General features: G+C 32.6%; 18 protein-coding genes. 4 read left to right on the top strand and 14 right to left on the bottom strand.

Translation table 11 applies throughout. The features are described from left to right. Nucleotides 1-19 precede the first annotated feature (19 nt). From FYJ81_RS09395 to FYJ81_RS09375, 4 genes are all read right to left on the bottom strand, one after another. Complete coding sequence (locus FYJ81_RS09395) at nucleotides 20-478, bottom strand: LytTR family DNA-binding domain-containing protein (protein ID WP_107523298.1); 459 nt, start codon at nucleotides 476-478, stop codon at nucleotides 20-22. Between the two features lie 461 nt (nucleotides 479-939). Further along, nucleotides 940-2,283: an MFS transporter gene (locus tag FYJ81_RS09385; RefSeq protein WP_154409596.1), complete on the bottom strand. Its 1,344-nt coding sequence runs from the start codon at nucleotides 2,281-2,283 to the stop codon at nucleotides 940-942. A gap of 154 nt (nucleotides 2,284-2,437) precedes the next feature. Further along, nucleotides 2,438-3,238 (bottom strand): HAD family hydrolase, encoded by an 801-nt coding sequence (locus FYJ81_RS09380; protein WP_107386052.1) that lies wholly within the window; start codon nucleotides 3,236-3,238, stop codon nucleotides 2,438-2,440. A gap of 84 nt (nucleotides 3,239-3,322) precedes the next feature. Further along, nucleotides 3,323-4,207, bottom strand: a complete 885-nt coding sequence (locus FYJ81_RS09375) for an AraC family transcriptional regulator (protein ID WP_107523299.1) — start codon at nucleotides 4,205-4,207, stop codon at nucleotides 3,323-3,325. A 105-nt stretch (nucleotides 4,208-4,312) separates the two neighbouring features. On the opposite strand from FYJ81_RS09375, the gene FYJ81_RS09370 reads away from it, so the two are divergent. After that, a complete protein-coding gene (locus FYJ81_RS09370; protein ID WP_107523300.1) occupies nucleotides 4,313-5,230 on the top strand; it encodes a DMT family transporter in 918 nt (305 codons plus the stop codon). A 186-nt stretch (nucleotides 5,231-5,416) separates the two neighbouring features. Here the strand turns inward: FYJ81_RS09370 and FYJ81_RS09365 are convergent, their stop codons facing one another. Together FYJ81_RS09365 and FYJ81_RS09360 are read right to left on the bottom strand one after the other, a co-directional pair. After that, nucleotides 5,417-6,841, bottom strand: a complete 1,425-nt coding sequence (locus tag FYJ81_RS09365) for an APC family permease (RefSeq protein WP_107386055.1) — start codon at nucleotides 6,839-6,841, stop codon at nucleotides 5,417-5,419. A gap of 293 nt (nucleotides 6,842-7,134) precedes the next feature. After that, a complete protein-coding gene (locus FYJ81_RS09360) occupies nucleotides 7,135-7,434 on the bottom strand; it encodes a hypothetical protein (protein WP_107384176.1) in 300 nt (99 codons plus the stop codon). Nucleotides 7,435-7,817: 383 nt separating this feature from the next. Here FYJ81_RS09360 and FYJ81_RS09355 point away from each other — a divergent pair, with 383 nt between their 5' ends. Genes FYJ81_RS09355 through FYJ81_RS09345 form a run of 3 tightly spaced genes read left to right on the top strand, consistent with a single transcriptional unit; the run spans nucleotide 7,818 to nucleotide 10,203 of the window. Continuing rightward, the gene (locus FYJ81_RS09355) at nucleotides 7,818-8,054 is read left to right on the top strand and encodes a FeoA family protein (RefSeq protein WP_040030384.1); all 237 of its coding nucleotides are present in this window, start codon (nucleotides 7,818-7,820) and stop codon (nucleotides 8,052-8,054) included. After that, nucleotides 8,047-10,041 (top strand): ferrous iron transport protein B, encoded by a 1,995-nt coding sequence (gene feoB / locus FYJ81_RS09350; protein ID WP_107384177.1) that lies wholly within the window; start codon nucleotides 8,047-8,049, stop codon nucleotides 10,039-10,041. Before FYJ81_RS09355 ends, feoB begins: the two co-directional genes overlap by 8 nt. Nucleotides 10,042-10,053: 12 nt before the next feature. Beyond that, nucleotides 10,054-10,203: a FeoB-associated Cys-rich membrane protein gene (locus FYJ81_RS09345; protein WP_107384178.1), complete on the top strand. Its 150-nt coding sequence runs from the start codon at nucleotides 10,054-10,056 to the stop codon at nucleotides 10,201-10,203. Nucleotides 10,204-10,894: 691 nt separating this feature from the next. Here the strand turns inward: FYJ81_RS09345 and FYJ81_RS09340 are convergent. From FYJ81_RS09340 to mnmG, 8 genes are all read right to left on the bottom strand, one after another. After that, the gene (locus FYJ81_RS09340) at nucleotides 10,895-12,490 is read right to left on the bottom strand and encodes a BCCT family transporter (RefSeq protein ID WP_107523301.1); all 1,596 of its coding nucleotides are present in this window, start codon (nucleotides 12,488-12,490) and stop codon (nucleotides 10,895-10,897) included. A 335-nt stretch (nucleotides 12,491-12,825) separates the two neighbouring features. Then, on the bottom strand, nucleotides 12,826-13,257 hold the full coding sequence (locus tag FYJ81_RS09335; protein ID WP_107385344.1) for a universal stress protein: 432 nt from the start codon (nucleotides 13,255-13,257) through the stop codon (nucleotides 12,826-12,828). Between the two features lie 407 nt (nucleotides 13,258-13,664). Continuing rightward, a complete protein-coding gene (gene glpT, locus FYJ81_RS09330; protein WP_107386058.1) occupies nucleotides 13,665-15,023 on the bottom strand; it encodes a glycerol-3-phosphate transporter in 1,359 nt (452 codons plus the stop codon). Nucleotides 15,024-15,264: 241 nt separating this feature from the next. Continuing rightward, nucleotides 15,265-15,831: a helix-turn-helix transcriptional regulator gene (locus FYJ81_RS09325; protein ID WP_107385339.1), complete on the bottom strand. Its 567-nt coding sequence runs from the start codon at nucleotides 15,829-15,831 to the stop codon at nucleotides 15,265-15,267. Between the two features lie 266 nt (nucleotides 15,832-16,097). Next, nucleotides 16,098-17,558 carry a carbon starvation CstA family protein gene (locus FYJ81_RS09320; protein ID WP_107505404.1) on the bottom strand — a complete coding sequence of 487 codons (1,461 nt, stop codon included), beginning with the start codon at nucleotides 17,556-17,558 and terminating at the stop codon, nucleotides 16,098-16,100. 264 nt (nucleotides 17,559-17,822) lie between these two features. Beyond that, nucleotides 17,823-18,659: a ParB/RepB/Spo0J family partition protein gene (locus tag FYJ81_RS09315; RefSeq protein ID WP_040030046.1), complete on the bottom strand. Its 837-nt coding sequence runs from the start codon at nucleotides 18,657-18,659 to the stop codon at nucleotides 17,823-17,825. Between the two features lie 35 nt (nucleotides 18,660-18,694). After that, nucleotides 18,695-19,420, bottom strand: a complete 726-nt coding sequence (gene rsmG / locus FYJ81_RS09310) for a 16S rRNA (guanine(527)-N(7))-methyltransferase RsmG (RefSeq protein WP_107384810.1) — start codon at nucleotides 19,418-19,420, stop codon at nucleotides 18,695-18,697. 1 nt (nucleotide 19,421) lies between these two features. Further along, a complete protein-coding gene (gene mnmG, locus FYJ81_RS09305; protein ID WP_107384809.1) occupies nucleotides 19,422-21,299 on the bottom strand; it encodes a tRNA uridine-5-carboxymethylaminomethyl(34) synthesis enzyme MnmG in 1,878 nt (625 codons plus the stop codon).

Raw genomic sequence — 21,299 nt, 5'->3', positions numbered from 1 at the left:
ATAATCCTCTCCTTATATGTTATATGCCTAATGCTTTATTTAAATTTTTGACGTATCTTCGAGATATAGACACTTTTTTACCATTCGTAAGTGTAGCTATTAGATTACCTGAGAATGATGGGTTAACTTTCTTTATAAAATGAACATTAATAATTGATGATTTAGATATTTGTATAAAGAAAGCTCCGGCCAATTTATGTTGTAATGTACTTAAAGACATGCGTGTTGTAAGTTCTTTTTCTGTTGTCGTAATTGTGATTTCTTTATCAAATATTTCAGCGAACATAATATCTGATTTACTGATCATGAATATACCTTCTGATGTTTTAATCCCTAGTTTATCTAAATTTGAAAATGTGAAATTATTAATGTGTTCTAATAAACTTTCACCTGTTTTTCTATCAAAAGTATTGATGTTTACTTCTGTTATAGTGCGAACTTCGTCTATTTTCAGATGAACTCGTACGTCACTTTCCATAGTACCGCCCCCTCTTTTTACTTATACTATATAATTCCCTTCTATTTTGTCAGTACTTTTATCGTAAGAGGTCACCAATATAACGTAACCGGTCGGAAACATAACTATAAAATTCAAACGCTTTTCTAACATCGTTCATAGTTTCATTTTTAATAAAAAACGAAGCACATTAAAAATTAGCCAGAGACATAAAGTTCTTGGGCAAATGGGACGTATTTTGGCGAGACTCTTGAGGGAACAGGACAAGCTGAAGACTACAGGCTGAAGCTGTCCCCTAAGAAAGCGAGCCAACAATACGAAGTATTGAATTAAAAAGAAGCACTCAGATGAATTAAATCATCTGAGTGCTTTTTCTGGGATTTATGTACCAGACTCATAAACATTTTATTTTTTACTGTCTATTTGACAAGGTGCCTTTTAAATATGAAATTTATAGCACAGTATCATTTATAAATAAATGCTTAAGCTTTTATATTTTTAGGTATAATGATTTGAGTCAGAATCACACCAATAACCATAATTGATAAACCTGTTAAAAATGAAGTAGTTGCAGCTACACTAGCACTATGGTTGACTTGTACTGCTGCAAAAATAGTTGTGTTAAGCGCAATTCCTAGCGCGCCACCTAGTGTTGCACACATTTTGTAGATACCTGAAGCTAAACCAACTTTTTCATCAGGTATGGTTAAAATTGCAACTGTAATTCCTGGTGTAGCACATAAACCATTTCCTATAGCACAAATGACAAAGCCAAACACGACAATGCCTACGTACCAATCTGTTGGTAATACAGTTAAACTAATAAACATAATTCCTATTGCTGGAAATAATGGTCCTACTAATAACAGTGGCTTACCACCAAAGCGTAAGGATAATTTTTCTCCTAAACGGATCATCACAACTGCCATAATGACATAAGGTACAGTCACAAGACCTGCTTGAAAGGCATTTAACCCTAACTCTGTCTGCGCATACATATTAAATACTGTTGTTGTACCTACGCCAGAATTGAGTACAACATTGATCATTGAAGAACCCACAAATCCACGGTTTCGAAATAGTGAAAAATCAATGAATGGTGCATGTTTTTGTCTTTCAAAGAATATAAAGACAACTGTAGAAAGTACAAAAATTACAAGACACGTAATTGAAAAGGTGCTGAACCATCCTTGTTCAAATCCTTGTGTAGCAAATAAAGTAATACTTCCTATTAAAACTGCAAATAAAAACATCCCAATATAATCAAATGGTCTTGTGTCAATTTTTTCTTTTTCTACTTCTTCTGTTCCCCACAATAACCAAAATGCGATAATTGAAATAATAATAGAGATGATAAAGTTAGATTGCCAATTGACATATGTAGCTATCAATCCACCAACCATCGATGCTAAACCGATACCACCAACACTACCAATCATCAAGTAGCTAAATGCTCTACGCATTTCTTTACCTTTAAATTGCTCATTTATCACGCCTACAGTAGAAGGAAGTAAAATAGCCGCAGAAAGTCCTTGCAGCATACGTCCTACCAATAAGAACGCTGTCACACTAGATACAATAATGAGTAATGAGCCTAAAATACTAAAAATGATACCAATATAAGTCATTTTTAGTTTTCCTATTTTATCAGAAACATCACCTGCACCTACCATAAAAATACCAGTAGCAAATGATGCTAAACTGACAGATAAGTTAACAACACCTGGTGTTGTTTGGTAGGTATTTTGAACCTGTGTAGATATATTAATAAACGATTGGGCAAAAAGCCAATACGTTAACACACTTAACACAATAGCTAAAATCAATTTGTTGTTTGATTGTTACTTTGTACTCACGATGCATGAGCCTCCTCATCTAAATATTGCATATAAAAATACGCACTAGATAGATATTATCATACAAAGTACAATTTATTTTATGATTTTTTACTATTTTTCTAATTCAATTAAAAATTTACTTTTATTTGAATCCTAAAAGTAAATTTAAAGTTTGTACAACACCATCTTCATTATTATTAATTGCAATTAAATTAGCCTCTTTTTTTAATTCGGGATAGGCATTATCCATTGCGACTTTATATTTGGCAGCTTTAAATAAGTCTAAATCATTATATCCGTCACCAAATGCAATAGTTTCTGCAGGCGTAATTTGAAGTAAATTCTGAATTCGATTAATTGTGGTTCCTTTATTCACGCCCAAGTCTGCAATATCAATCCATGCCTCATCTGAAGCTACGATATAAACGTCTTTTTCAAAATGTTTTAGACGGTCGGCAGTCTCTTTACAATGACCACTTGCATCATGAACTGTAATTTTTAATAAATCTTCTTCAATATCGTTATAATCTTTAATATAGTTCACATGTTGATAAGAACCATGCACGTGCCTTTTCTCTGACTCCGAAATATTGTCTAACACATAAGCGCCAGTTTTTGAACAAGCCAGAATAGTTTGTGTATCATCAATTTCCCTTATCGTATCAATAATTTCTTTTGCTTTTTCATTTTCTATCTCTGCATTGTAAATAAAATCTCCATTATATTTAATTCGTGTTGCACTATCACCTACAATAAATGTATTTGTTGCGAGGTCTCCTACGATATTTTCCACACGTTCACATTGTTTACCAGTACAAAAAACAAAGCGGATATCTTGATCTGCACAATTTTCCTTTAACAGTTGAAAAGTCTCACTATTAAATTGGCTGTCATCATTTAAAAATGTGCCATCCATATCTACGACAATCAGTTTAATATTCATAAAAAATCCCCCCTTATTTAGCATTAAACTCATTTTATCTACTTATCATTATAATTAACAATTTTTCTAATAAACATTGAATCATTACTTAGTGGCAGTTTGCTTTTTCTGAAACTGTTTTGGTGTTAACTTGTATTTTTCTTTAAAAACTTTTATAAAATAACTCGTTGTTGAAAAACCACATGCCATTGCAATATCTGTAATTGTGTAGGGATATTTACTACGCAACATTCTTACGCTGTGCTCTAATCGTAAATTCACTAAGTATTGCATAGGGGTTTGGTTTACATAGTATTTGAAGCATCTAACCGTTTCAGATTTACTCATATGAATCTCTTCACTTAACATTTGTAATGAAATTTTCATGTGAAAATGACTTTGTAAAAACGTCATCAGTCTTTTAATACGGTAGTCAAAATAGTATCGTTTTTGTTCATTTACTACTGCTGAATGTAACAATAACCATTTTATTGCTTTATAATATTTAGCAGTAATCTCTAGTTCAAAATATAAATTTTGATTTTCATATATTTGCCCAGCTGAGTTAATAATCTCTATAAGTTCTTGTTGCTGTTTTTCATCTTGAGATAAGTATATATACGGCACATGATGTGCTTTATTCATAATTTCTGACACATAATTAAATTCTACATAATTGGTAGTTTCTGGTATCTCAATATTCCAACAAAAATACTCTGTATGCGACACTTCACTTGTTAACTCATGCACAACATTTGAATTGATAAAAAGCCCGTCACCTTTTTTAACATTAAATGTGTCGTCACCAATTGAAACATTGAGTGCTCCATTAATCACATACATGAATTGCAATGCGTGGTGCCAATGTATAGGAATGTAGCCAAATATCGTGCGATTTAAATATGTATGTAAAATAATATGTTTCCATTGTTTATCAGGAAATTGTATTAACTCTTCTCTTGTATTTTCTACGATAATTTCTTGATACATAAATTAGACCCCTCAATATTTTGTTATTTTAAGCTCATTTTTATATATTATATCGTGTATTTTCACGCTATAGTATGAATATATTAATATTTAACAGGTGATGATATGGTAAATGAAACAAAATTTCGAATCGTAGGTATTTTATTAGCAATTGTAGGAGCATCCTTTTGGGGACTCGGTGGCACAGTATCAGATTTTCTTTTTCAACAAAGGGACATTGATATCAATTGGTATGTAACTGCGAGGTTATTAATCAGTGGCTTCTTCTTATTAATGATTTACAAAATAATTAATAGAAAATCTTCATTATTCGATATATTTAAAAATAAACATAGCCTATTCCAACTTTTTATTTTTTCAATTTTTGGTATGTTGCTCGTTCAATACGCTTATATGGTGTCTATCAATTTCGGTAATGCAGCAATCGCTACTTTACTCCAATATATAGCGCCAGTATATATCATTATTTGGTATGTTATCAGACGTAAAGAGCGCTTTAAACTTTTTGATTTGATCGCGATTGTCCTTACATTATCAGGTACCTTTTTGCTACTAACCAACGGATCTTTTAGTAAACTTGTGGTATCTACACCGAGTGTAATTTGGGGGATTATATCTGGTTTAGCACTTGCGTTCTATACACTTTACGCAACACAATTATTAACTCGGTTTCCGTCTATTTTAGTTGTCGGTTGGGCAATGTTAATTTCAGGCATTGTCATGAATTTCAAAGCACCTATATGGCAGTTTGATTGGTCCAATTTAACAGGATCGACTGCACTTTATTTAACTTTTGGTATTATTGCCGGAACTGCTATAGCATTCTTTTTCTTTATTGAAAGTTTAAATTACTTATCAGCAAAAGAAACCACACTTTTCGGCACAATCGAACCTGTTATGGCCATATTAGCAAGCGCGCTTTGGCTTAATGTTACATTTCGTAGTTTTCAACTTATTGGTATTCTACTGATTATCGTACTCATTTTAGCTTTATCCTTAAAAAAACAACATAACATAGAATAAACAATTCAACTTAAACTCAAAACATGATATATAAACTTATAAGATGCTGTGATGGCCAGCATTATACTTTTTATCCTACTACCAATTAATAATATCTATAATACTTTACACACATTAAAAAAACGTTCTCTAAAATAGACACTAAAAAGTGAAAATTTTAAAGAGCGTTTTATTATCTTTAACATATTAATTTTTGATGTTTTTAAGATTTTTTAAAATATACAGTACATAATAAATGATGCCGATACAAAACCAAATCAATGTATAGATCTTAGCCTGACCACTTAATCCCCAGAACACAATAAACACACAAATAAATATAATCACTGGCATCACTGGGTAAAATGGCAATTTAAATGCTGGTTCTGGTAGGTCATGGCCTTCTCTTTTACGCAATGAAAAAATACCTACTGTAACAAACATAAACGCTACAAGCGCACCTGCTGAAATTAATTGTGCTAAAAAGCCAAATGGAAAAACAGAGCCAATAATAATTGCAACAATCGATAGTATGATTAATGCACGATTTGGTAAATTTTTATTATCTAATTTTCCTAACCAAGACGGTAAGATACCATCTCTACCAAACGAATAAAGCAAGCGAGAACCTGCCATCATCATACCAATTAAAGCAGTAAACATACCAATTACTGAGACTGCCTGCACTATGACCGCAACAGTACTATGTCCACTCATACGTAAAGCCCAACCTACTGGCTCAGCATTATTTTTATATTGCGCATAATCAAACATCCCCACTAATACAAGTGAAACGACGATAAACAATGTAACTGCAATCAGTAAAGAGCCCAAGATTCCTCGTGGCATTGTTTTTTGCGGATTAATCGCTTCACCAGAGTTTGAAGCAATAGAATCAAACCCAATATAAGCAACAAAAATGACAGAGCTACCTGCATATATACCCTGCCAGCCACCAAACGCGCCTGCTGCAGTTTCACGGTACTCTGGAATAAAAGGTATGTAATGACCAATATCAATGACTGATAAACCTACGATTATAAATAAGAGAATAGCCAATACTTTAAGTATCACGAGTGCATTTTGAACACGTGCCGCTTCTGACGTTCCTCTGTATAGCAATATCGCCGTTATAATCACCACGACAGCTGCTAATAAATCAATGATACCTCCGTCTGTACCAAGAGAGTTAGATAATGAATTAGGTAACGATATATGAAAAGGTTCTAGTAAACCTCTCAAATTAGCTGAAAATCCTGATGCTACAAAAGCTACAGCAATTAAATATTCAGCAATTAAAGCCCAACCTACAATCCATCCGAAAAATTCTCCAAACAATATGCTAATCCATGTATATGCTGATCCAGCAAAAGGCATAACAGATGCCATTTCTGCGTAAACAAATGCCACCAAAGCTGCTACAATAGCTGCTACTAAAAAGGACAAACTGACTGATGGACCTGTGTGATCAGCAGCTACAACACCAGGCAATGTAAAAATAGCAGTAGAAACAATTGTACCTACACCTAAAGCTAAAAAGTCTCTTATTCTTAACGTGCGCTCTAAATGAGCATCTTTGTTTTGAAATTTAGAAATATCTTCTTTTTTGAAGATTTGTTTTAAAAGATTCATTAATTTTCTCCTTGCTAATTATGTACAAACACGTATTACAGTATAGTGATTTTTAACTATAATGTACATATCCTTTTAAAAAAGATCTTTAATAAATTTATGATTATTTAGCTTATAACTATATTCGTTTAATGTTTGTTACTTCTAATGTTTTATACCTTAATATAGCGCACCCTAAGTCTTACCTATATTTAAATACAAAAAAGACTATCGATACAGCAGTTAAATAGCTTTATCAATAGTCTAAATGGTTAACCTTCAATCTTTATTGTCTTTGGTTACAAATACATTATTTATGATTTCATTCGGTTTAACACTTCTTGCTGAATTGTCTTTAATGCTTCATTATAGGCTTTATTCGTACTCTCCTGTGCATTTATAATTAAGAGATCAATCAATTCAGCATTATTTTTTTCACTCACTTCATGTTCAAATTGATGTAAATGTTCTTCAGATGTTTTCGCATTTTGCTTTTCAATTTGATAATATTGGTCAGCTCCCAAACCACCTTCTTCAATCATGACAGAAATCCCACTTGAGCGCGTTTCATTTAAACGTTTTACTTTTATGCGTTTATTATCACGGATAACCATTTGAATCCCTCCTATCTCAATATGTAAATCAATTTTAAAAACACATATTTTATATAACGATTCATGATTCATATCCGAAGCTCAAAAATTTTGAACAACAGTCAATCATCAAACCATCTTTTGGACTAAGGTCATGTCATCTCATATTCAGGAAATTATTGTTTAACCTAAGTGTAATATTACATTGTATTTATATCAATTTCTTTGCTCATTTATTGGTCATTTATTTTTCAAAAGCAAAAAATTAACCCAATATATGTTACGTACAATAATGCTTAACAAAACATTCACAAAATTATATTAAATTTACTTCTATTATTTTTGATAAAATTGTATAATTGATAATGATTATTATTATCTCATTATAAGAAAGAGTGAGTTTTATGTTAAGCATAAAAAGTGGAGACTTAAAAAAGAATTACAAAATCAAAGAAATGAACATTAAAAATCAACACATGCGCCATCGATTAAATGCACTTGGTTTAGTGAATGGTACTAAATTAAAAATTAAGCAAAAGTGCCTGTTCAAGGGTCCTTGTATATTAGAAGTGAATGGTCAATGTTTAAGTATTCGTGGTTGTGATGCATGTCAGATTGAATTAGAGGAAGCCAATGACTAATAGTTATTGTATTTTAGGAAACCCTAACGTCGGTAAAACATCTTTATTTAATGCATTGACTGGCACATACGAATATGTAGGAAACTGGAGTGGCGTAACTGTAGAGAAAAAAGTAGGGCGCCTCAAACAACATGTTGGAGACCTAGTTGATTTACCAGGCATTTATGAATTGTCACCTATTTCTAAAGACGAAATGGTTGTGACGGATTATTTATTGAATAATTCATTTTCTGGAATGATTAATATTGTAGATGCAAGCCAATTAAAACGTAACTTACAACTAACCGTTCAACTCATGGAATTAGGTGCACCTTTAATTATTGGATTAAATATGGTTGATGTTGCTACAAAACGTGGTATTCGTATCAACCAACAAGCACTTATGAAAAAATTAAAATTGCCATTACTACCTATCATAGCAAGAAATGGCAAGGGGACGCATCAATTATTAGAATCTTTGAAAGACAATGGCTTATCAAAAAACAGACCATTGAAATTAAATTATGGTAAGAACATTGAAGATACGATATCACAAATTGAAGCACATTTAACATCAAGCACCTCTATTGATAAACATTTAAGACGCTTTATATCAATACAATTTTTATTAGAGAACCCAAAAATTTATGAATTCCTAGATGATACTGTTTTGAAAGAAATAACATTATTACGTCAAAATTTATCAGAAGAATTAGATAATTCTATACGTGATGAGATACAAGCAACACGCAATACATATATAGACAATATTTTAAAAGATACAGTTGAATATCCTGATGAGGAACGACAATATTTCACGCATCAGATAGATCGCATTTTAACAAATAAATATTTAGGCATCCCAATCTTTTTAATCATTATGTGGTTGATTTTCCACGTTACTTTCACTTGGATCGGTACACCTATATCCGACGCATTAGATGAATTTTTAGGTGGCACCTTTACGGATACGGTATCAAACTTGATGGATAAATTAGGTCTCGTTCCATTTTTACAAGATTTAATCAATGACGGTATTATTGCTGGTGTAGGTGCAGTACTTGTATTTGTGCCACAAATACTGGTGCTTTTCTTCTTTATTTCTCTTTTAGAAGACTCTGGTTATATGTCTCGTATTGCCATATTAATGGATCGAATTATGGAATACTTTGGTCTTAGTGGTAAATCTTTTATACCAATGATTATAGGATTTGGATGTAACGTGCCAAGTATTATGGCAGCACGTAGTATTGAAAGTGAGAAGGAAAGACTTACAACGATTTTGATTGCACCATTTATGTCTTGCTCTGCGAGATTACCCGTTTACGCATTGTTTGTAGGTGTGTTTTTTGAATCTCATCAGGCACTCATCGTCCTAAGCTTATATGTACTTGGTATTGTTGTGGCTTTATTAACAAGTGTACTATTAACGAAAACGGTATTAAAAAATGATGACTCTGTATTTATCGTCGAATTGCCTACTTATCGATTACCATCAGTCAAAACACTATGGAGAAGTACATGGGAAAAGGCTAAAGGTTTTGTTAAAAAAGCAGGAACATTTATCTTTGCTGGTTCGGTAATTATTTGGTTATTGAATTATACAGGTCCTGGCGGTTTCAATGTAGACGTTAATGATAGCTTTTTACACTCAATTGGAAGTTTCTTTGCTGTATTAGTTGCACCATTAGGTTTTGGTTCATGGCAAGCGGGTGCTACATTAATACCTGGATTCTTAGCAAAAGAAGTTATCGTTAGCTCGATGGCAATTATCTATGCATCAGACGAAGCTGGTCTTGTAAACATTATACAAAGTCATTTCACACCATTATCGGCATATTCGTTTATGATTTTCATCTTGTTATATATACCATGTTTATCTACAGTCGCAACCATTCGCAAAGAAACATATTCTCTTAAATGGACTGTACTGGCTGTAGCATATCCATTAATCACTGCATATTTACTTTCGTTTGTCTTTTATCAAATCGGATTATTATTTTATTAAGGATGTGATTTAATGACGATTATTATCAATGTAGTTATCTTTTTAGCTATTATTAGTTATGTTGTTTTTACATTATTCAACTTTTTCAAGAAAGCTAAAACTGGTAAATGTAACTCTTGTGGCTCTAAAAATGGGTGTCATACAGGAAAGAAAACATTATAACTACCTGTCACGTTAGATAAGTTCATCAATTTTTGTAAAAGTGACAGCATACTCAAATCTTTTCATAATGTTTGATTCACATCAAAAAGATAAAATAAGAAAGCGCTAAGTTTTGAAGTATTTGTAAAAACTTATGCTACTTTACAACTAAATACGCAGTTCTTTATTTATTATAATTTTAACTATAAAAAAGAAATAGGGAGATTACTATCCCTGATTCAAACATAAACGTCAATTTCTATTACAATGATAGGCATTGACGTTTGTTTTGTTGCTATAGAACATCGGTACTCATTGCGTGACTATATTTCATTGTAGCAATTTTGCATTGTACTGTTACTTGTGGAAATGACATGAGTGAGAGACTACAGGCTCGAGCCATATCCCCAGGCAAGCATGCATGATCAAAACCGTAAGTTTTTATATAAAATGAACTCATCCATCATGTGTAATAATACGAAGCTTTTTTCTATTGTATTAAAACACATCTTTTATAGAGATTTTGCATCGTGCAGACGCCCGGGGAAATGATATGAGCGAGAGACTACAGGCTCGAGCCATATCCCCAGGCAAGCATGCACGATCAAAATCGTAATATTTTCATATAAAAAGGACTAATCCGTTTGAAAACGAATTAGTCCTTTATTTTGAGATTGAGGTTTGTGTCTCAGATATTTCTTATATTTAATAATTATTCTGATTTGTTGGCGCCTCTATTTTCTGCAATTCTCGTATATTCTTCTAATCTATGTTTGTTTGGTGATAGTGTTAAACCTAAGAACTTACGCTCTTTATTGGCATCTTTATAGAAACTGACCATCATACAAAGAATGATGATAGAGAATGGTAAGGCGGTCATGATTGCCATGTTTTGAAGGGCATTTAATCCATTATCTCCACCTGAGAATAATAAGATAAATGCGATCAATGCTTGTGCAACACCCCAAACCACTTTAATCATTGCTGATGGGTTTAATGAACCAAATGTTGTTTGCATTCCTAATACGAATGTCGCTGAATCGGCTGACGTAATAAAGAACGTTGCTATTAAGAGCAATGTCACAATGGACAGTGCAAAGCCTAATGGTACTTCATTAAACACACCAAATAATGCAGTTTCTGGTGGCATATCAAATATTTTTGGATTGTCTTTTGCAGTTTCGATACCTAGAACACCGAATGCTGCAAACCAAACTAAACTTACAAGTACCGGTGCTAACATAACTCCAGATACGAACTCTCTAATTGAACGTCCTTTAGATACACGTGCAATAAATATACCAACAAATGGACTCCAACTAATCCACCAAGCTAATTGGAAGAAAGTCCATGATTTCATCCATTCATTTTTTTGTGGATCTAATGGTGCAGTATCAAACATGTTAAATAATAACGTATTCAAATATTCACCTGTTGAACTTGTTAACATGTTTAAGATTAAAACGGTTGGTCCTACAATAAAAATAAATAATAAGATTATGCCTGCTAAACCAATATTAGCATTACTTAAATATTGGATACCACGGCTTAATCCTGACCATGCACTAGCTAAGAATAAGATTGTAACAATTACAATAATAATACCTTGAGTCACAATATTATTCGGGATATCAAATAGGTAGTTTAGACCACCTGCAATTTGCATAGCGCCTAGACCTAAAGATACCGCTACACCACCGATAGTAGCGAAAATAGACACTACGTCAATAACTGTACCAAGCGGACCGTCTACTTTATTTCCGAAAATTGGACGTAATGTTTTTGAAATTAATGCAGGTTCATTTTTTCTAAATTGGAAGTAAGCTAACGCTAACGCAACAACACCATACACTGCCCATGCGTGGAAGCCCCATTGCATAAATGCACCTCTTAAAGCTTCTTTATAAGCATGTGCTGATTGTGGTTCTCCAGATGGTGGTGATACAAAGTGACTGATTGGTTCAGCTGCTCCCCAAAATACTAAACCAATTCCCATACCAGCACTAAATAGCATCGCAAACCATGAAATTGTGTTAAATTCTGGTTTATCTTCAGGTTTACCCAATTTCAATTTTCCGATTGGGCTAAATATCAAGAAGACACAGAAGAATATCATTAGAGCTACAATAACCATATAATACCAACCAAAGTATTCAGTAATCCAACCAGTAATATTTGTCCCTATTGAATTAAACTGATTTGGAAATATTGCACCTAACAATACAACTATTGCGGTAATAATAATACTATAAGTAAAAACAGAAGACAGTTTCTTCCCACTAGCATTATGTTGTTTATTTTCCAAAATTAGTAACCTCCCTTATAATTGAACATTAGGCAGAATAACAGACTTTATATATGAAAACAACAGCACTAACATTTGTTTTCATATATATATCGTTTGGCTAAAGCCGTCATAAAAGGATTACAAAACTAAACATAAAAATTCAATATTTCTATAAATATATTTATTAAAGTTGAATTCATTAACTTTAAAATAAACTTGTCCATGTTTTAATCTAAAAAATAAAAGACTAGAAAGTAATTTTAACCATTACATTCTAGTCTAAAATATGATGTTTTTACGCGGAAACATAACGCTCATCGCTACAATAAAAGCATTTCAATACTTTGACTTCAATATTATTTCACTATAAGTACTGGTATAGGACTTCTTTTAGCAACTTTATGTGTTACATCTCCAAGTACATGTTTGATATCTATACTTACTCGATGGTTACTCATTACAACTAAATCAAAATCGCCTACATCCATATCTCCAAAACTAATTCTCTCAAGTATGGTATCTTTTACAGGCCCAAATTCGATGGCTACTTTATAATTAATACCTTGCTCTTTTAATTTTTCAAGAAATGGAGTAAGTTCTTCTTCCTTTTCTTTAATGATATCTTCTTTATGTTTATTTTCATAACGTACACTCGCTAATAAATCATTTTCAGTCATGACATTATGAACAACTACAGTGGAATCTTCTCCAACTAATTTCGCTAAGTTCTCAGGAATGTTATCGAAATCATTTTCAAAAGAGTATGGTAGTAAAATATTTTTATACATAATAAATCACCTTTCTTAATTAAACTATTGCAAAACAGTCTCATGTAGTTTTGCTCGTTTAAATATATTTTTGGTGCCTTAATGCGTATTTTACTAGTGAAACAACTGAAGTATTGAGCAACTTTTTGCATTAAATCAATGATGTACCCATACCATAAAAATTTTTTAGTGTACTTACTTATTATTTAATTACCACAATTTTATATAAATTATTCATTAAATAACCATTATTAATGAAATATTTCATATTCAGCGTTTCAAAATACTTATAGCTTGTTGATTACATACACAAATAACACTCACAATAATGATTTCAAAAATAGATGTCGTTTATAAAAAATAGACATGACTATGAAATCAAAATCATTTCATTGATCTCATAGTCACGCCTTATAATGCTTGTTTTATTAATGTAATTGTTCTTGGCCTCGTTTATTCCAAGTTAAAATAAAGCTTAACATCGCTAAAATACTAATAACTGTTAATAAGACAAAACCAAAATCCCATCCAAAATGTTGTACGACAAAACCTAAAACAATATTTGCCATCACAGCACCAAATAAGTAACCAAATAAACCCGTTAGACCTGCAGCTGTTCCGGCTGCTTTTTTAGGTACATAATCTAATGCTTGTAAACCAATCAACATCACTGGCCCATAGATTAAAAATCCAATTGCAATTAATGATAAATTGTCCAACCATGCATGACCTGGTGGGTTTAACCAATAAATTAATACAAAGATTGTAACGCCAAGCATAAAGAAGAAACCTGCAGGACCACGGCGCCCTTTAAATACTTTATCGGAAATATAACCACAAAGTAGTGTACCTGGAATGCCTGCCCATTCGTAAAGGAAATAAGCCCAACCTGATTCACTTAAATTAAATTGCTTTTCTTCACTTAAATAAGTAGGTGCCCAATCTAACACACCATAACGTACAAAATAGACAAAAATATTAGCAAAAGCAATGGCCCATACCCATTTGTTATTTAATACATATTTAAACAATATCTCTTTTGTTGTTAACTCTGTTTCAAGTGTTTCATGTGACGTCGTTGAGTAATCTTTGTTAAAGCGTTCAATAGGAGGTAAACCTTGTGACTGAGGTGTATCTCTAATTAAACAATATGCAATAATTGCGATAACAATTGCCAGTAATCCTGGATATATAAATACGCCTTCAAATCCTCTTAAATAACCAAAATTATAAAGAGCAGTCATAGATATTCCCCAAGTTGCGATCGGTGCCATTAGTCCTCCACCAACATTATGAGCCACGTTCCAAATAGACGTTTTACTACCACGTTCACTAACACTAAACCAGTGCACAAGTACACGTCCTGATGGCGGCCATCCCATACCTTGAAACCATCCATTTAGAAATAACATAATAAACATGATTGTTATACTAGAAGTAAAAAATGGTACAAATCCTAATAGTAAATTAACAATTGCCGTAAGCATCAAACCTAAAGTTAAAAATACACGCGCATTACTGCGATCACTTACGGTTCCCATTACAAATTTACTAAATCCATAAGCGATTGAAATGGCTGATAGCGCAATACCAAGCTCTCCTTTACTGAAACCATCTTCAATTAATGAAGGCATCGCTAATGAAAAGTTTTTTCTCAGCAAATAGTAACCCGCATAACCGATAAAAATACCTAAAAAAACCTGTAACCGTAACTTTTTATATGTATCATCTACCTTTTCAGATGGTAAAGGATCCACATGTTTTGCTGGCTTTAAAAAACGAAACATACAATCACCCCTAAATTAGCAATTATTTTTTCTTAACATTTTATTTACAAATTATTTACTTAATATTAATATTTCCCAGTTAGTAAAGCAATACTATTATTAAGATTTGAATATTATTATTGTAAGAAATAAAATTTACTAATGCGTGGGGTATACGATCGCAATAATCAAAGATTTCATAAATCAAACACCTCATAGTTATGATAAATCTTTAACTACAAGGTGTTATGAAAAGTAACTATTACAATACATCAAAAAAATGCATGCTTAATAGCACAATTATAATAAATAATCCGACACAAACTATAAAACTGTACATAAAAGTTACAGTATTACGCAATTTACTACTATAAACATCATTAGGGTCTTTCCCATGCATAAAAGCAACTATCCTGTCATACGTTTGTATTCTATACGATTTTTTTAAGGCTTCTACTTTAAATGATGCAATAATCATAGTTATTAAGAGTATAAGTTCAGCTGAAATCCATAATGTCGTCCAATAGTAGAGTGTTGGACCTGCTAAAATTGCGGATAATAACATAGGCCAAATCATTAAATGACTCCATAAATTAAATTTGCTCTGTTTTAACTTTTGTTCCATAATCTCTATGTCTCCTTTAACTAAATTATCTAAAGAAACTTGAAACAAAGAACTAAGCATTAACAAATTATGTATATCTGGATAACTTTTATCATTTTCCCAATTTGAAATTGTTTGTCGTGAAACATACAATTTTGCAGCTAATTCTTCTTGTGATAAATGGTCACGCTGTCTAAAAAATTTAATTTGATTACCTATGTTCATTTGCCAAGCTCCTTTAACTTGAGACTATAGTGTGATTCTATTTTAGACTACCAAATTGTATTGACATGCGCACATTTAATTATGCAAAAAGTTTTTGTCATATAGCTATAGCGTCTTTTTTAGACCTCCCTTAGACTTACAAGAAATAAGAGTAAGACCGCAACTAAATCATGTTTTTAATCACGTATCTTACTCCTATCATTATTATTATTTAATTAACCTGTATCATAGCGCTAAGAAATCAGTATCCCATCATAATTTTATATTTATGTCGCAGTTTGTTGTTGTTGATATGGTATAGGATGATCTAATTCAAATGAAGCACCTGCAGTAATTTTTTTATATTGATAAGTAAAGTAGCCAATCCATAAAATTGTAAATACAAATGCGAGGCCATAACTTAAATTAAGATCCAGACCTAAACCTATCTTCTGACTTAAAATATAAGTGAAAATATTCCAAGTCATAAAGACTGCTGGAATTGCTGCCACCCAAAAATTCTTTTTCGCGATAAGTAAGTACATTGCACCTACCCATAAAGCGACAACAGCTGTAGTTTGGTTTGCCCAAGAAAAATAGCGCCATAAAATGGTAAAGTCTACCTGAGTCAAACCAAAGCTTACGACAAATAATGGTGCAGCTACAATCACTCGTTTTAACATACTGCGCTGACCATAATTTAAATAATCAGCTATAATCATACGTGCACTACGGAAAGATGTATCACCACTTGTAATTGGTAAGACAATAACACCCAGTACTGCAATCGTACCAAACACAGAACCCAATAATAGATGTGATGCTTCACTTACAACAAGAGCCGCTTCCCCACGTGCTAAAACATCACTTAATCCACTATATCCATTAAATAAACTCATGCCTGCAGCTGCCCAAATCATTGCTATAATACCCTCTGCAATCATCATTCCATAGAATATGAAACGACCATTTTTCTCTTTGTTTGTCGTTCTCGAAATAATAGGCGTTTGTGTAGCATGAAAACCAGATAAAGCACCACAAGTAATTGTAAAAAATAGTAGTGGAAATATAGGAGCGCCATCTGGATGCATATTTTTCAAATTAATTTCAGGTATCGGTGCACCTGTTTGAATAAGACGGAAACCTATACCTACTGCACTAATTAATAGCAATGCACCGAAAATTGGATAAATGCGTCCAATGATTTTGTCTATAGGTAAAATTGTAGACAAAATATAATAAACAAAAATGACAAAGATAATGATGCCTAATGTGATTCGACCATCTAATAAATTATGTAGTAACAATGCCGGGCTTGTTACAAAAACTGTTCCAGTTAGCAATAATAATAAGATTGAAAAGATATTTACAAAGTGTTTCATGACCTGACCTAAAAATTTACCAGCAAGCTCCGGTAAATGTGCCCCTTTATTTCTAATTGAAATCATTCCAGTCAGATAATCATGTACTGCACCTGCAAAAATACATCCCACAACAATCCATATAAATGCTACAGGTCCATATAATGCCCCCATAATCGGTCCGAAAATCGGTCCTACACCTGCAATGTTCAATAGTTGAATGAGTGAATTTGATGATGTCTTCATAGGTAAATAATCGACATTATCACGTTGATTATATGCTGGTGTTGGTCTATCTTGTTTCGTGCCAAACATTTTGTCGATATACTTCCCATAAGTGAAATAACCTATAACTAATAAAATAATAGATACAATAAACGTTACCATTTTAACATCCCCCTTTAATAATATGTAAGCGTTTTCTTAATTTAATCACATATTTTATTATTCGACAATCCTGTAAATGTTTTTTATTTATTTATTTTTAATTTTTGGGGAATATAAAATAAAATATACTTTTAAAATAATCTTTACATTTAAATGATATCTGACTCATTAACACTTATAATAAATAAAAAAAGTACAACCTCATTTAAATTAAAACGAAGTTGTACTTTTTGAATAAGCGATATGTTCAATTAAACTCAACTGTTATTTTTTATAAAGCTTAATTTTTATTTCATAATAATCATCATGGTCTTTAGCTTGATGTTCAAACTTGATGCCACTTTTTTCAATTTCTTCTAAACTTTTGCCTACCGCTTCACGTGCATCTGTTAAGTCTTTTTCAAATGCAAAACTTTGCGCTTTCACTTTTTCAGGGCCGACTTTTTGTTTTACTCTAGCTTCAGTTTGTTTCACGTTTAACTTTTGGCTTATAATCGTTTCCACTAATGTTTCTTGATCTTCATCTGATAAACTTAGCATCGCACGTGCATGACGTTCTGTAACTTTGCCTTCACGTAAACGTTCTATCACTTTTGGCGCTAATTTTAATAATCTCAATTTATTTGCTATAAAACTTTGACTTTTACCTACACTTTTAGCTAATTCACTTTGTGTAGTATCACCTAGTTCTAAAAGTTTTTTATAGGCTTCTGCCTCTTCTACAACAGATAAATTTTCACGTTGGATATTTTCTATTAAAGCAACCACTGCAGTTTCTTCATCACCTAAATCTCTGATAATGACATCTGCGTATGTCTTATTCAACGATTGTAAGGCTCTAAATCTACGCTCTCCAGCAATAATTTCAAACATATCCTCTTCTATAGGACGTACTACAATCGGTTGTAACAATCCATGCTCATCTATTGATTCTGCGAGTTCTTTAATCTTATTTGGCTCAAATACTTGTCTTGGTTGATAACGATTTGGCACAATACGTTCAGTATGAATAGATTCAACACTATTATGATCCTCTTCTATATAACCAACAATGTCATCTTTATTTTTCAAACCAAATAATTTAGAAAAAGGTTTCTTCATATTTTATGCGCTCCCTCTAAATTAGTTGTATTAAATCACTTTTCTTTTTCAAGTAATGGAGACTTATTGGGCATTCCTGGTTTTCTTGGATATTTCTTTGGTGTCTCACTTCTCTTATCAATCTTTATCATTTGCCTTTCACCAGCATCTTCTGGTAATTCATATGAAATGACATCCTGAAGTTTACCACCGAGGATTCCTATACCAAAACGCGCTTCTTCCAATTCTTCTTCGCCTTTAGCTGATTTTAAAGCAATGAATTGTCCACCCTTTTTAACTAACGGTAAACACAATTCGCTTAATACGGAAAGTCTAGCAACTGCACGTGCAGTTACAATATCATAAGACGCCCTGTAGTCTCCCTTTCCGTAAATTTCTGCGCGATCATGTACAAAATTCACATTTTCTAAATCTAATGCTTCTGCTAATTGATTTAAAAAATGGATGCGTTTATTTAATGAATCTACAATTGTAATTTTTAAATTAGGATAAATAATTTTTAATGGAATACTTGGAAAACCAGCACCAGCACCAATATCACAAATTGTTAGCTCTTGTGTCAAATCCGTATAAAAACTTAGTGCAATTGAATCATAAAAATGTTTCAAATACACTTCATGTTCTTCAGTAATACTTGTTAAATTCATTTTTTCATTCCATTCAACGAGCATTTGAAAATACGTTTGAAATTGATGTTGTTGTTTTTCTGTAAGTTCGATATCTTGTGTGCTGAGTTGCTCAGTTAACCATTTTACACTCATCTTAATTTTCCACCCTTTGTATTTTACCTTGTTCTAGGAACACTAATAAGATCGAAATATCTGCAGGATTTACACCTGAAATCCGAGATGCTTGCGCAATATTTAACGGTTTAACTTCCGCTAATTTTTCGCGTGCTTCAGTCGCTAAACTATCAACTTTACTATAATCTAAGTCTTCTGGAATTTTCTTTTCTTCCATACGTTTTACTTTTTCAACTTGCTGTAACGACTTATTGATATAGCCTTCATATTTTGTCTGAATTTCAACTTGCTCTTCAACATCACTAGGTAATTGATTTTCTTCTTCTAAAATTTCTAGAATCAAGTTATACGTCATTTCAGGTCTACGCAATAACTCCAAGGCTAATATACCGTCTTTCAAGCGTGAACCGCCTTGCGCTTCAATAATTTCTTGTACACGTTCGTGCGGTTTTATTCTAATTTCATTTAAGCGTGCTTGCTCATCTTTTATCATTTGACGTTTTTCATTGAAACGCGCATAACGTTCTTCAGAAATCATACCTAATTTATAACCTAAATCTGTTAATCGTAAATCTGCATTGTCATGTCTTAATAATAAACGATATTCTGCACGAGATGTTAATAAACGATATGGTTCATTGGTACCTTTTGTTATAAGATCATCTATTAAAACACCAATATAGGCGTCTGAACGGCTTAAGATGACTTCTTCCTCATCTAGTACTCTTGACGCTGCGTTAATTCCAGCCATGATACCTTGTCCTGCCGCTTCTTCATAACCAGAAGTTCCGTTGATTTGTCCTGCAGTATATAAGTTTTTAATTTTTTTAGTTTCTAGTGTTGGCCACAGTTGTGTCGGTACAAGTGCATCATATTCAATTGCATATCCTGCACGCATCATATCCGCTTTTTCTAAGCCTGGAATTGTTTCCAACATCTGACGTTGAACATGTTCAGGTAAGCTTGTTGATAAACCTTGGACATAAACTTCATTGGTATTTCTACCTTCTGGTTCTAAGAAAAGTTGATGTCTAGGCTTATCATTGAATCTTACAAATTTATCTTCAATTGATGGACAATATCTAGGTCCTGTACCTTTAATCATGCCTGAATACATCGCAGATAAATGTAAATTATCATCTATAACTTGATGTGTTTCTCCATTGGTATATGTTAACCAACAAGGTAATTGATCTAAAATATATTCCGTTGTTTCAAAACTAAATGCTCTACCAACGTCGTCACCTGGTTGTATTTCTGTTTTAGAATAATCAATCGTTTTGGCATTAACACGCGGTGGCGTACCAGTTTTGAATCTCACTACTTCAAATCCGAGATTTCTAAGATTGTCAGCTAGTGAAATAGATGGTAATTGATGGTTTGGACCACTTGAATATTTCATGTTACCTAAAATGATTTCACCACGTAGAAATGTACCAGTTGTAATAATGACCGCATCTGCCCAGTATTCTGTGCCGATATTCGTACGTACGCCTTTGATGACTTCATCTTCAATAATTAAGTCATCCACCATACCTTGCATAATATCAAGGTTTGCTTCATCTTCAATTACCTTTTTCATTTCTTGTTGATAAAGTACTTTGTCAGCTTGTGCGCGAAGTGCTCTTACTGCCGGGCCTTTGCCAGTGTTTAACATACGCATTTGGATATGCGTTTTATCGATTGTTTTCGCCATTTGGCCACCTAATGCGTCTATTTCACGAACTACTATTCCTTTAGCCGGGCCACCAACTGATGGGTTACATGGCATGAATGCAATATTATCTAAATTTATTGTTAACATTAACGTTTTGGCACCACGTCTTGCTGAAGCAAGTCCAGCTTCAATACCAGCATGTCCGGCTCCAATTACTATTACATCATATTCTTGAGCCAT

This window comes from Staphylococcus sp. McC-251-APC-3A2, from assembly GCF_009695665.1.
Taxonomy (GTDB): Bacteria; Bacillota; Bacilli; order Staphylococcales; family Staphylococcaceae; genus Staphylococcus; species Staphylococcus cohnii.
This window is presented reverse-complemented; position numbering and strand designations above follow the sequence as displayed.

Excerpts from the sequence above, each read along its gene's own strand:
- FYJ81_RS09320 (WP_107505404.1), bottom strand. The coding sequence starts at position 17,558 with ATGGTAACGTTTATTGTATCTATTATTTTATTAGTTATAGGTTATTTC.
- FYJ81_RS09335 (WP_107385344.1), bottom strand. The coding sequence starts at position 13,257 with ATGTATAAAAATATTTTACTACCATACTCTTTTGAAAATGATTTCGAT.
- feoB (WP_107384177.1), top strand. The coding sequence starts at position 8,047 with ATGACTAATAGTTATTGTATTTTAGGAAACCCTAACGTCGGTAAAACA.
- FYJ81_RS09365 (WP_107386055.1), bottom strand. The coding sequence starts at position 6,841 with ATGAATCTTTTAAAACAAATCTTCAAAAAAGAAGATATTTCTAAATTT.
- FYJ81_RS09370 (WP_107523300.1), top strand. The coding sequence starts at position 4,313 with ATGGTAAATGAAACAAAATTTCGAATCGTAGGTATTTTATTAGCAATT.
- rsmG (WP_107384810.1), bottom strand. The coding sequence starts at position 19,420 with ATGAGTGTAAAATGGTTAACTGAGCAACTCAGCACACAAGATATCGAA.
- FYJ81_RS09345 (WP_107384178.1), top strand. The coding sequence starts at position 10,054 with ATGACGATTATTATCAATGTAGTTATCTTTTTAGCTATTATTAGTTAT.
- glpT (WP_107386058.1), bottom strand. The coding sequence starts at position 15,023 with ATGTTTCGTTTTTTAAAGCCAGCAAAACATGTGGATCCTTTACCATCT.
- FYJ81_RS09325 (WP_107385339.1), bottom strand. The coding sequence starts at position 15,831 with ATGAACATAGGTAATCAAATTAAATTTTTTAGACAGCGTGACCATTTA.
- FYJ81_RS09395 (WP_107523298.1), bottom strand. The coding sequence starts at position 478 with ATGGAAAGTGACGTACGAGTTCATCTGAAAATAGACGAAGTTCGCACT.
- FYJ81_RS09315 (WP_040030046.1), bottom strand. The coding sequence starts at position 18,659 with ATGAAGAAACCTTTTTCTAAATTATTTGGTTTGAAAAATAAAGATGAC.
- FYJ81_RS09380 (WP_107386052.1), bottom strand. The coding sequence starts at position 3,238 with ATGAATATTAAACTGATTGTCGTAGATATGGATGGCACATTTTTAAAT.
- mnmG (WP_107384809.1), bottom strand. The coding sequence starts at position 21,299 with ATGGCTCAAGAATATGATGTAATAGTAATTGGAGCCGGACATGCTGGT.
- FYJ81_RS09360 (WP_107384176.1), bottom strand. The coding sequence starts at position 7,434 with ATGGTTATCCGTGATAATAAACGCATAAAAGTAAAACGTTTAAATGAA.
- FYJ81_RS09375 (WP_107523299.1), bottom strand. The coding sequence starts at position 4,207 with ATGTATCAAGAAATTATCGTAGAAAATACAAGAGAAGAGTTAATACAA.
- FYJ81_RS09355 (WP_040030384.1), top strand. The coding sequence starts at position 7,818 with ATGTTAAGCATAAAAAGTGGAGACTTAAAAAAGAATTACAAAATCAAA.